The 11,499-nt window shown below is 38.2% G+C and carries 10 protein-coding genes, 8 tRNA genes and 1 pseudogene; 17 read left to right on the top strand and 2 right to left on the bottom strand.

The genetic code is table 11. The features are described 5' to 3' along the window. Nucleotides 1-79 precede the first annotated feature (79 nt). The 14 genes from Q1B07_RS25010 (at nucleotide 80) to Q1B07_RS25075 (ending at nucleotide 8,363) form a co-directional block, all read left to right on the top strand. A tRNA-Trp gene (locus tag Q1B07_RS25010) sits at nucleotides 80-153 on the top strand. An 11-nt stretch (nucleotides 154-164) separates the two neighbouring features. After that, a tRNA-His gene (locus Q1B07_RS25015) sits at nucleotides 165-240 on the top strand. A gap of 245 nt (nucleotides 241-485) precedes the next feature. Continuing rightward, nucleotides 486-560: transfer RNA gene (locus tag Q1B07_RS25020), tRNA-Gln, on the top strand. Nucleotides 561-568: 8 nt separating this feature from the next. Further along, nucleotides 569-642, top strand: a tRNA-Cys gene (locus Q1B07_RS25025). 14 nt (nucleotides 643-656) lie between these two features. After that, a tRNA-Gly gene (locus Q1B07_RS25030) sits at nucleotides 657-730 on the top strand. A gap of 5 nt (nucleotides 731-735) precedes the next feature. Beyond that, nucleotides 736-809 (top strand) — tRNA-Ile (locus Q1B07_RS25035). A 20-nt stretch (nucleotides 810-829) separates the two neighbouring features. Next, nucleotides 830-904, top strand: a tRNA-Asn gene (locus tag Q1B07_RS25040). Between the two features lie 17 nt (nucleotides 905-921). Continuing rightward, a tRNA-Arg gene (locus Q1B07_RS25045) sits at nucleotides 922-998 on the top strand. Nucleotides 999-1,378: 380 nt separating this feature from the next. Beyond that, nucleotides 1,379-2,515, top strand: a complete 1,137-nt coding sequence (locus Q1B07_RS25050; RefSeq protein WP_299095039.1) for an AI-2E family transporter — start codon at nucleotides 1,379-1,381, stop codon at nucleotides 2,513-2,515. A gap of 190 nt (nucleotides 2,516-2,705) precedes the next feature. Continuing rightward, nucleotides 2,706-3,326, top strand: coding sequence for a DUF47 domain-containing protein (locus Q1B07_RS25055; RefSeq protein WP_299095041.1), 621 nt, complete (start codon nucleotides 2,706-2,708; stop codon nucleotides 3,324-3,326). Between the two features lie 18 nt (nucleotides 3,327-3,344). Then, nucleotides 3,345-4,343: an inorganic phosphate transporter gene (locus Q1B07_RS25060; protein ID WP_299095044.1), complete on the top strand. Its 999-nt coding sequence runs from the start codon at nucleotides 3,345-3,347 to the stop codon at nucleotides 4,341-4,343. A 295-nt stretch (nucleotides 4,344-4,638) separates the two neighbouring features. Next, the gene (locus Q1B07_RS25065; RefSeq protein WP_299095046.1) at nucleotides 4,639-5,550 is read left to right on the top strand and encodes a diacylglycerol kinase; all 912 of its coding nucleotides are present in this window, start codon (nucleotides 4,639-4,641) and stop codon (nucleotides 5,548-5,550) included. A gap of 91 nt (nucleotides 5,551-5,641) precedes the next feature. Next, nucleotides 5,642-7,021: a 23S rRNA (uracil(1939)-C(5))-methyltransferase RlmD gene (gene rlmD, locus Q1B07_RS25070; protein ID WP_299095048.1), complete on the top strand. Its 1,380-nt coding sequence runs from the start codon at nucleotides 5,642-5,644 to the stop codon at nucleotides 7,019-7,021. 379 nt (nucleotides 7,022-7,400) lie between these two features. Beyond that, nucleotides 7,401-8,363, top strand: a complete 963-nt coding sequence (locus Q1B07_RS25075) for a tRNA-dihydrouridine synthase (protein WP_299095049.1) — start codon at nucleotides 7,401-7,403, stop codon at nucleotides 8,361-8,363. A 997-nt stretch (nucleotides 8,364-9,360) separates the two neighbouring features. Here the strand turns inward: Q1B07_RS25075 and Q1B07_RS25080 are convergent. Together Q1B07_RS25080 and Q1B07_RS25085 are read right to left on the bottom strand one after the other, a co-directional pair. Next, nucleotides 9,361-10,251, bottom strand: coding sequence for a manganese catalase family protein (locus Q1B07_RS25080; RefSeq protein WP_299095052.1), 891 nt, complete (start codon nucleotides 10,249-10,251; stop codon nucleotides 9,361-9,363). A gap of 24 nt (nucleotides 10,252-10,275) precedes the next feature. Beyond that, nucleotides 10,276-10,485 carry a YuzF family protein gene (locus Q1B07_RS25085; protein WP_299095054.1) on the bottom strand — a complete coding sequence of 70 codons (210 nt, stop codon included), beginning with the start codon at nucleotides 10,483-10,485 and terminating at the stop codon, nucleotides 10,276-10,278. A 190-nt stretch (nucleotides 10,486-10,675) separates the two neighbouring features. On the opposite strand from Q1B07_RS25085, the gene Q1B07_RS25090 reads away from it, so the two are divergent. The 3 genes and pseudogenes from Q1B07_RS25090 to Q1B07_RS25100 form a co-directional block, all read left to right on the top strand. Beyond that, nucleotides 10,676-10,870: a hypothetical protein gene (locus Q1B07_RS25090; protein ID WP_299095748.1), complete on the top strand. Its 195-nt coding sequence runs from the start codon at nucleotides 10,676-10,678 to the stop codon at nucleotides 10,868-10,870. Next, the gene (gene tnpB, locus Q1B07_RS25095) at nucleotides 10,867-11,220 is read left to right on the top strand and encodes an IS66 family insertion sequence element accessory protein TnpB (protein WP_299834086.1); all 354 of its coding nucleotides are present in this window, start codon (nucleotides 10,867-10,869) and stop codon (nucleotides 11,218-11,220) included. The genes Q1B07_RS25090 and tnpB overlap by 4 nt, the downstream gene beginning before the upstream one ends. A gap of 90 nt (nucleotides 11,221-11,310) precedes the next feature. Continuing rightward, nucleotides 11,311-11,499: pseudogene (locus tag Q1B07_RS25100) on the top strand (IS66 family transposase); the annotation flags it as partial.

Consider the following 11,499-nt stretch of genomic DNA (forward strand, 5'->3'; position numbering starts at 1 on the left):
GAAGTGGCTAAACGCGGCGGACTGTAAATCCGCTCCTTAGGGTTCGGCAGTTCGAATCTGCCCCCCTCCACCATTTAATAGGGGTATAGTTTAATGGTAAAACGAAGGTCTCCAAAACCTTTGATGTGGGTTCGATTCCTACTACCCCTGCCAATTTCATAATGGCGGTTGTGGCGAAGTGGTTAACGCATCGGATTGTGGTTCCGACATTCGTGGGTTCGATTCCCATCAGCCGCCCCATTTTCGTTTTGAATTATGAGTATTACTTTTTATAAGACATATAATTTTATTCTTGCTGAATAGTGTATAAACATAGAGTTTAGTAAACTCCGTTATATATAGACATAAGCCCGTTACACAGTTTTAAGGTGTACTTAGTCGTCGACGATATTTCGTGATATTTCCTGTCAGAAATATCCCAAAATATCCTCTTGCGGTGATTAATCATGTAGCATATTCATGGAAGTATTTCATGAGCTTCTCAATGGGCTATAGCCAAGCGGTAAGGCAACGGACTTTGACTCCGTGATGCGCTGGTTCGAATCCAGCTAGCCCAGCCATTCTTTAAGGCATCATAGCCAAGTGGTAAGGCAGAGGTCTGCAAAACCTTTATCCCCGGTTCAAATCCGGGTGGTGCCTCCAATAATTTATAATAAGCGGGTGTAGTTTAGTGGTAAAACCTCAGCCTTCCAAGCTGATGATGAGGGTTCGATTCCCTTCACCCGCTCCAAATACGGGCCTATAGCTCAGCTGGTTAGAGCGCACGCCTGATAAGCGTGAGGTCGATGGTTCAAGTCCATTTAGGCCCATCCTATACTGTACTTCTTATTCCGCAGTAGCTCAGTGGTAGAGCTATCGGCTGTTAACCGATCGGTCGTAGGTTCGAATCCTACCTGCGGAGCCAATTAGCTTCAAAATTATGTCCCAGTAGCTCAGCTGGATAGAGCAACGGCCTTCTAAGCCGTCGGTCGGGAGTTCGAATCTCTCCTGGGACGCCATTATATCATACATAGTCACCTTTCATTTTGAATGAAAGGTTTTCTTTTTATTCAGTTACCTAATAAATACATGTTGGCATGCTTGTTAAACATATAGAAAGGGCTGTTCATAGGTCATAATGACTTATTGATCAGCCCTTTTTCCATTACAGAACCGATCCTTTATGTCATATAATACGAATTTCACATAAAAACAATGTGGTTGGTCTTCAGCAATATGCGCTTAGGTCGTTAGAAAAGAAATTTTTCGAACAAGATGTTAAAGTGATTTAAATTTTTAGGAAATAAAGGTACTATTAAGATAGATAAGCTATATGTAATCAAGCCTTTTAACCATATAGTGCTCTTTTTGCTTTGAAGTATTTGAGAGGGGAAAATTGATGGAAAAATCAAGTCAATCAAAGAGTGGAACATTTAAAAAGCTTATTTTAAATAATCGATTTGTATTGTTCTTAATGATACTATTATTAATTGGAATAAATATATTAATTTTTCGAGAGGTTTCATTTATCTTTACACCATTAGAGGTATTGTTCAAAACGGTGTTATTACCCATCATGATGGCAACAGTGCTTTACTATTTGCTAAATCCAGTGGTGAACTATCTAGAAAAATTAAAAGTAAAAAGGGTATTTTCCATTCTCTTGCTATATTTGCTTATTATTGGGTTGATCAGCATCCTGATCGTCTCTGTTATACCTTTTTTAAGAGAGCAAATTATGAGTTTGGTCCAAAGCTTTCCGGAATATACAAGAGACGTAGAGGAGTTAATTAAAACGGTAGTTGGAAGCCAGTTTGTGAATGAGGCTCAAAAAACGCTGAATATAAATGTACCAGACTTTGCTAACAATATTTCAAATCAGGTATCAAAATTACTCAATAATACATGGAGTGGAATTGGGGTTTTTGTAGGAGCCGTAAAGGATTTTTTATTGGCATTAATTATTATGCCTTTTATCCTATTTTATTTATTAAAGGATGGAAAGAGACTGCCTTCTTACATTTTAAGTTTGCTTCCAGTGCCATTACGAAGTCAGACTTTTGATGTAATGAAGGAAATTAATACAAGTATTAGTCTTTACATTAGAGGTCAGATTATTGTTAGTTTTTGTATCGGGCTTCTATTATTTGTAGGATTTTTAATCATAGGGCTTGATTATGCGTCATTATTGGCTTTAATTGCTGCCTTTACAAGCATTGTTCCTTATTTGGGACCGGCTATTGCGATTACACCAGCATTAATCATCGCGATTGTGACCTCGCCAATCATGCTTCTTAAACTAATTATTGTTTGGACAATTGTTCAGCTTGTTGAGGGAAAGTTTATTTCACCGCAAATAATGGGAAGAAATCTTCATATTCATCCTATTACAATCATCTTTGTTATTTTAACGGCAGGTAATTTATTTGGTATTCTCGGGATTATTTTAGCTGTCCCTGGATATGCGGTATTAAAGGTTATTATTACCCATCTCTTTGAGTGGTTAAAAGCTAGAAGTGAATTATATAATGATTAAGCAAGTATATAAGAAACACAGAAACTCTGTGTTTTTTTTGTTGTTTTTGAACAGAATAATTTAGAGAATAATCATGCCTAATGTTAAGATTTTGTAAATTTTATTTAAATTTATTGTAAATTCGACAAAATTCACTAAAATAAGACTTTGGGTGAAGAAAAAATAGAAGAATTTTTTGGAGGGTTTCCTAATGGTGTTTGGTTCAAAAAAAGATATGTTTTTTGAGAAATTATTATTGATTGCCAAAAATTTAGAGGAGTCTGCAAAGTACTTAGTAGATCTTAAAGTAAAAAGTGTTAGTGACCTAAAAGAAATCGCTTCGGTCATGAAGGGGTATGAAAGTAAGGGAGATACTTATATACATGAGTTAATTGTAGATTTAAATAAAACATTCATAACTCCGATTGAACGTGAGGACATTCTTCAATTGGCTATGAAAATGGATGATATATTAGATGGCTTAGAGCAATGTGTAGCTTATTATGAGATGTTCTCCTTTACACAATTTGATGAATATATCGATAAATTTGTATTGTATATTCACAACAGTTCAATAGAAGTTACGAAAGCAATGGAGTTATTGTCTAATAAAAAGTTACTTGATATGCGCGTGCATTCAATTGAGATTAAAGATATCGAATCAAAATGTGATGAATTATTGAGAGTGTCAATTAAACAGTTATTTTCTACTGAAAAGGATGCAATTAAAATTATTCAGCGCAAGGAAATTTATGAAATGCTTGAAAAGGTTACGGATAGCTGCCAGGATGTAGCAAATACAATTGAAACCATTATCATGCGTAACGCATAAGGGAGCTTTAAGAATCATATGGATACTATTTTAATACTAACAATATTAGTTGTAATTTGTGCGTTGGCATTTGATTTTATCAATGGGTTCCATGATACTGCAAATGCGATTGCAACATCAGTATCTACCCGGGCATTATCACCTAGAAAAGCGATTATTTTAGCGGCGGTCATGAACTTTATTGGTGCGCTAACCTTTACAGGTGTAGCAAAAACAATTACAAAGGATATTGTCGATCCTTTTGCATTGGAAAACGGTTCTGTTATCATATTGGCCGCTTTAATTGCCGCAATTGCGTGGAATCTTATTACATGGTACTACGGTATCCCGAGCAGTTCATCCCATGCATTAATTGGCTCAATTGCCGGTGCAGCGATTTCAGCTGCTGGCGTTGGGATCCTTAATTGGAACGGCTTTATGAAAATTCTTCAGGCCTTGGTCATTTCACCTTTCTTAGCGTTGGGTGTAGGATTTATCATGATGAGCCTTTTTGCAGTCCTTTTCAGAAAGACAAATTTATATAAATCGAATAAACGTTTTCGAGTGTTTCAAATTGTAACAGCGGCTTTACAATCATTCACCCACGGAACAAACGATGCCCAAAAGGCAATGGGAATTATAACAATGGCACTTATTGCAGCAAATTATCATACCTCTGAAGACATACCTTTGTGGGTCCGAATTTCTGCAGCTTTAGCCATGGGGATCGGAACATCAATTGGCGGCTGGAAAATCATTAAAACGGTTGGCGGCAAAATCATGAAAATCCGTCCAGTAAATGGTGCGGCGGCTGATTTATCTTCAGCATTAATAATTTTTGGTGCAACAACCATTCATCTTCCAGTTAGTACAACCCATGTTATCTCTTCAGCGATTATGGGGGTTGGTTCAGCCCAGCGTGTTAAAGGAGTAAAATGGGGAGTGGCACGAAAAATTATCATAACATGGGTAATTACTTTGCCAATTTCAGCACTTTTAGCGGGAATTACCTACCAAATATTAAATATATTCTTTTAATAAAAACGAAATTCAAAAGGGTCTGATTCCGTATGCATAATATGACTTCGGATTGTTGAAAGTCCTATAAATTGTGTTAGCGGGTCTGACCCTTTGTTTTAGTGCCATAAAAAATACATAAAACGAAAAGAATAAAAACTTTACTTTTTCTAAAAAACATGGTGATAATAATAGTTGGGCATAAATCGGAAAAGCAGATTGGTAAGTGAAGAAATTGGGAACATTATATAGAGAGCGAAAACAGTGAACTTTAAGAATCGTTGGTTCATAAATACATACTAGTAGGATGATGGGGATGAAAAAAGCTAGAATAATCTATAATCCAACTTCAGGGCGTGAGCTTTTTAAAAAGTATTTACCTGAAGTATTGCAAAAATTTGAACAGGCTGGATATGAAACTTCATGTCATGCAACAACTTGTGAAGGTGATGCGATTCAGGCTGCACGGTCAGCAGGTGAACGAGGCTTTGATCTGATTGTAGCAGCTGGTGGAGATGGGACAATTAATGAAGTTGTAAATGGTATTGCAGAGCTTGAAGTAAGGCCGCAGATTGCCGTCATACCTGTTGGAACAACAAATGACTTTGCAAGGGCAATAGGGATCCCATTAAATAATGTCATTCAAGCTGTTGAGATGATCTTAGAAGGAGAACCGCAAAAAATAGATATAGGCCGGGTAAATAAGCAATATTTTATCAATATTGCTGGCGGCGGCCGATTGACAGAGCTTACGTATGAAGTTCCTAGCAAGCTTAAAACAATGGTAGGGCAGCTCGCTTACTATTTAAAAGGGATGGAAATGTTGCCATCAATTCGTCCTACTGAAGTGGAAATTGAATATGATGGAAAGCTGTTTCAAGGTGAAATCATGTTATTCCTTGTTTCGCTTACAAATTCAGTAGGCGGATTTGAAAAGCTCGCACCAGATTCGAAGCTAAACGATGGCATGTTTGATTTATTAATTTTGAAAAAAGCAAATTTAGCGGAATTTATTCGAGTGGCAAGCCTTGCAATAAGAGGTGAGCATATTAATGATGAACATATTCTTTATACGAAAGCCAACCGTGTTAAAGTCACAACACATGATAAAATGCAGCTTAATTTAGATGGTGAATACGGCGGCTTGCTTCCAGGGGAATTCGAAAACTTGTATCAGCATATTGAAGTAAGAATGTCACAGGAAAAAGCAAGACAAATGGAGGAATAAGAGAACTTGGCAGAGTAGGGGCCAAGTTTTTTTTGTGAAGTCCATTATGTTAAAATGAACGAAAGTAGTTTGAATGTAAAGGAAGAACAATATGTCTAAATTACAAGCACCAGTGATGAAAAATGAATACTATAATGTGACCTTTGAGGATCTCACACATGAGGGTGCAGGTGTCGCAAAAATCGAGGGTTTCCCTGTTTTTGTGGAAAATGCGCTTCCAGACGAGCGTGCAAAAATAAAAGTGATTAAGGTAAAAAAGGGTTTTGCCTACGGTCGTTTAATTGAGCTGTATGAAAAAAGTAAAAATCGCGTGGAAGCACCATGCCCTATCTATTCTCAATGCGGAGGATGCCAGCTTCAGCACGTAAGCTACGAAGGGCAGCTTGACTTTAAGAAAAAGCAAGTAGAGCAAGTACTTGCACGGATTGGAAAACTGGATCTGAACAAAGTAAAGGTTCATCCGACACTTGGCATGAACGATCCATGGAATTATCGCAACAAGGCACAGGTGCCAATAGGTGAACGGGAAGGCGGACTTGTCGCAGGCTTTTACCAAAAACGAAGCCACGATATTATTGATATGGAGCGCTGTCTCATTCAGCAAGCAGAAAATGACGAGGTTGTTCAAGCTGTAAAGAAAATCTGCGAGCAGTACGGTATCCGTGCATACAATGAGGAAAAGCATAAAGGCTGGCTTCGTCATATTATGGTACGTTATGGATTGGTTACGCAAGAAATGATGGTTGTGTTTGTAACGAAAACAGCGGACTTCCCTCATAAGAATGACATCATCAATCAAATAACGAAGCAATTTCCCCATGTAAAGTCAATCGTGCAAAACATTAATAATAAACGTACGAATGTCATTTTCGGTGATGAGACAAAGATTCTTTGGGGCGACGAATACATTTATGACAAAATTGGAGAGATAAAATTTGCGATTTCAGCACGGTCCTTTTATCAGGTGAACCCTGAGCAAACAAAGGTCCTGTATGAGAAGGCGTTGAAGTATGCCGGATTAACAGGTGCTGAATCTGTCATTGATGCCTATTGTGGAATCGGAACCATTTCTTTATTTCTTGCTCAAAAAGCGAAAAACGTATTTGGCGTTGAAATTGTGCCTGAAGCAATTGAGGATGCAAAGCGGAATGCAGAGCTTAACGGATTTACAAACGCCGAATTTGCCGTTGGCGAGGCAGAGGTAGTGATCCCCGAGTGGTACAAGCAAGGAAACAAAGCAGATGTTATTGTAGTGGATCCGCCACGTAAAGGCTGTGATGAAGCACTGCTTAAGACGATCTTGGATATGAAGCCGAAGCGGGTGGTTTATGTGTCCTGTAACCCTGGGACACTGGCAAGGGACCTGCAAGTGCTTGAGCAGGGCGGTTATAAGACGGTTGAGGTGCAGCCTGTTGATATGTTTCCGCATACGATGCATTGTGAAGCGGTCGCGTGGTTGGAGTTGGTATAATAGAAAAGCAGTTGATATAGAAAAAATCTATACCATCTGCTTTTTTGTTTATAAAAATACCATTCAGTACCGATAGTTTTTCACAAATTATAAATGTCCAAATGTACCTTGTATTTGATAATAAGTTATTAAGCATGATATAAGTGTAAAAGAGTGGATCATTTGGCTTTATCCACTCTTAACGGGCAGTAAGACCCCCATCTCAAGATGATGAGTTTACAAAGTATCTAGGTGGGGGATCAACTGCCCGTAAAGGTCCGATAAGGGCGACTAACCATCAGTGGGGGATGAAGGAAACCCCCAACTGATGGAAGTCTACTTTATATTTTGTGACCGAGAGTTTGAAGTTGTATCCATAGTGAGAGGATTTGAGTTTGAAATGATAGATAATTTTTGGCGTGATTTACCACGACCATTTTTTGTACTTGCACCAATGGAAGATGTGACAGATGTTGTTTTTCGTCACGTAGTAAGTGAAGCTGGTCGACCGGATGTATTTTTCACAGAGTTTACAAACTCGGATAGCTATTGTCATCCAGAGGGCATGAAAAGTGTGCGTGGCCGTTTGATTTTTACAGAAGATGAACAGCCAATGGTGGCACATATTTGGGGGGATAATCCCAAATATTTCCGTCAAATGAGTATTGGCATGGCAGAGCTAGGATTTAAAGGCATCGATATTAATATGGGCTGCCCTGTACCGAATGTGGCATCGAGAGGGAAAGGTAGTGGCCTTATTCTGCGTCCAGACGTTGCGGCAGAACTTATTCAAGCAGCAAAAGCGGGCGGACTGCCTGTCAGCGTGAAAACACGACTTGGCTATAAGGAGGTTCAGGAGTGGGAGGAGTGGCTAACGCATATTTTAAAACAGGATATTGCGAACCTTTCTATTCATTTACGTACAAGAAAGGAAATGAGCCAAGTAGATGCGCATTGGGAGCTAATTCCGGAAATCAAAAAATTACGTGACCGTATCGCACCAGATACGCTGCTAACAATCAATGGAGACATTCCTGACCGTCAAACTGGGCTGCAGCTTGCTGAACAATATGATATTGATGGAGTTATGATCGGACGAGGTATTTTTAAAAATCCTTTTGCTTTTGAAAAAGAGCCAAAAGAGCATAGCAGTAAAGAATATCTTGATCTTTTAAGACTGCATATTGATCTTCAAGATCAATATGCGGAAGCACTGCCACGTTCAATCACAGGGCTTCATCGCTTTTTCAAAATTTATGTCAAAGGATTCCGTGGAGCTGGTGAATTAAGAAATCAATTGATGAACACGAAATCAACAGATGAAGTGCGTGCATTACTTGATAACTTTGAAAAAGAATGTTAATGGGACGGGGACAGTGAAATGATGTAACTCTCAAAAAGTTAGAGAAAAAATGAATCACAGCAACTCATGTGTACTTATTTTATTCAGTTTCAAGTTCCTTTGCAGCCGGCAACTTTTGTTTCGATAAAGTCTGTTTTCTGAAAGAAAAAGGTCTTTAGAATGTAATAAACCCACCAGCACCCTTGTGTTGCCACATACACTCGGCGCATGTGGAGTGCTGTTCACTACTTGTAAGTAAAGATAAATAAAGATGTAACAGTGAGTAGGGGGCCTTTCCTGAGTGGGGAGGCTCTTATTTATTGTCATGAACTACGGAGACTAATATAACTGACCTCTACGCTGCCAGCGTGGAAAGTAAAATTTTCTATAGTTTTCTAGTGTGGTCCTAAAATGGCTTTATATCTAGGTTTTAAGGGGTATATAAGATTTGAGATTACGAATAATAAAAAACTTAGGGAAGCCAGAGTATGATCAGCTGCAACAAACCGAAAAAGCGATCTTCTCCAATACCGCAACGCGGCATGAGTGTCTACCATAAAAACAGAAAGAGGCAAGATAACGGTTCTCTTGCTTTTTTCTGTTTTTGTTGAGATAGGGCCATGAGAAGCACGTGCTTCACCTGTGCTGAATGTGCTGAATTCATTTGCTCACTATTTCACAAAAATGTTTACCAACTCTCGATATTTTAGTGACTTAAATCACGAGGGAGTTTCAGCAAAAGTTAAAATAAGAGTGTAATCATTAATTAACAAACACAAATTAGGAGTTTAAGTTGTTAAGAGGTTAATTAATCATCCACATGTACAAGAGAAATTCCTTAAGTTTCTCCAAGAACAATAAAAAAAAACAAGGAAAATTTACATAAGACGACTTCAAACTGATTCTATTTAAGTGTCAACTTGGATTGTTGAAGTATGAATGAAAATAGCGAACAGTGGCTGTTACCGTTCGCTAAACAAATCCAAATTTTATTAATATTTTTCCTACAAAAAATCCATTATAAATTTTCCATTAGACGTTTTTTGATTATTTCATAATCGTCCCTAGTAATACCAGGAGCAAATTCTTCAGGTAATTCCTCTAAGTCTGGAATTGGTCCGCCTTCAGGAGTACCAATTTTCACTTCAAGCGGTTGCCCATTTTCCGGATTTGTTCCTTTCCAAATCATTCCGATATCCCTGTATTCTGTTTCGCTCCATGTGAATAGCACATTGCTTAAGCCTTTTTCTATGAACGGTCTGGCATAATCAAATTTTGAGTTATCAAGATTTGGAACTGGAAGCATTTTCGTCAAGTCTACCCCTGTAGCAATTTCGATTGCTTTCGCATAGGCGAGGATATGTGTTCCTCCACGAACAAGTAAATACCCAATCATGGTTCTAGCGACTGGGTTATCAGTCATCTCATAAACTCTCATTTTATGTGTACGTGCACCAATCTCTAGAAAAAAGTTATGTGTTAAATCTAAAACTAGATTTCCACTATTAAAAACATTATCACCAGTCCAAGGTCTTCCCATTGAATCACCTGGTATAGCCGTTTGAGCTGTAGAAATAAAATGGTGGGTGTTTCTCGCATCCTTCCCATTTTGAAGTGGAGTGATATCCGGATTCCCTGGAAAAGTATTACCTACCGATAACAAATTAATCGTATTAGAAACAAGTTCTACATGACCAAATTCTTCTGCTGTAATGCTTGCCACTAACTCATAGAATGGCTTTAGCTTTTTTTTATTTCTGAAGTTAAAAGACTGAAACATATAGTTATTTAAGGTAGACATCTCCCCAAACTTGCCACCCAAGAGCTCTTGTACTGCTGCTGCAGCATTCATATCGCCGTGTGCGGGTATAGGAAGTTCAATTGCCAATTTATTTATTCTTTTAAACATTATTTCCCCTCCACTTCCTTTTTGTTAACCAGGAAAAACCCAAATAATTTGCTGGGTACGAATAAAAAAGGGAGTTCGGTTAGATTCGACAACAATGTGATCTGGCAATACATTTTTCAAGGAGCCACGAACGCTACCTCTTATGGTTTGAACAGTAACCATTTTACCAACAATGGTTGTTAATGTCTGATAAACATATGGATCATAAAAGCTTAACAGGTTGTTGTTTGTCATTTAGATCCTCCTATTCTAAAGTCATTCTTACTGAGTATATGTTTCTCGATATGAAAAAAGACTGAAAAACAACTGTTCAATTTGACTCTTTTTGTTAAATACTATGTAAGCCCGTATTCAAACAACGCATATAAAAACAGCAGCACCTCCTGGTATGATCAACGTATCAATTTAAGGAGGTGCTTTTCATATGCCACAACAAAAACTAACCATCGTCCCCGTTACATTACATTCCGAAAACGAAAATACTTCCGCACCAAATCCAGTAGTGATTTCCTCAAATCCTACTTGCACGATCAAAACCGGCAACGCCGAAATCTCCTTCTTCAACGGCGTAGATGAGCACATCATCCAAACGGTCATGAGGGAGTTGAAAAATCCGTGAAGCACGATTTTACTAGCGTAAAAAATATTTACATCATTTGCGGTAAAACCGACATGAGAAAAGGTATTGACGGACTAGCCACACTGATTCAAGATTCCTTTGAATTGGATCCATACGGTGATTCCATTTTCTTGTTTTCAGGATGGAGTAAAGATCGCTATAAATGCTTATATTTCGACGGTGATGGCTTCGCCATGCTTTATAAACGTTTGGATAACGGCAAACTCCAATGGCCAAAGGATGAAAATGAAGTACGGAATCTTTCTCAAAAGGAGCTCAGATGGCTCCTCGAGGGGTTATCTATCCAGCAGCCAAAGGCGATTCGGCCATCATCAAAAGGTGCCTTCTAAATTCGCTAATGCCCTTTATTTTATCTTTATTCCACTGTTCGAACTGGTTATAATAAAAAGAGTGAATCCGAACGAAAAGTGGTGAATGATGTGGCGAATACTTCTTCTGTGAATGAAAATCAATTTGAAAGAGTAATTCGATTGCTCGAAGAGCAGTTGGCTCATTCGAATCAACAAAACCAGGAGCTATCAAAAAAATTGGATCAATCGTTGAAACAGAACGAAGCGTTAACGCAACAACTTCGGCACTTAACAAAGCTCTTATATGGTTCTAAAACT

Origin of the sequence: uncultured Metabacillus sp. (genome assembly GCF_947503125.1) — a bacterium.
Taxonomy (GTDB): domain Bacteria; phylum Bacillota; class Bacilli; order Bacillales; family Bacillaceae; genus Metabacillus.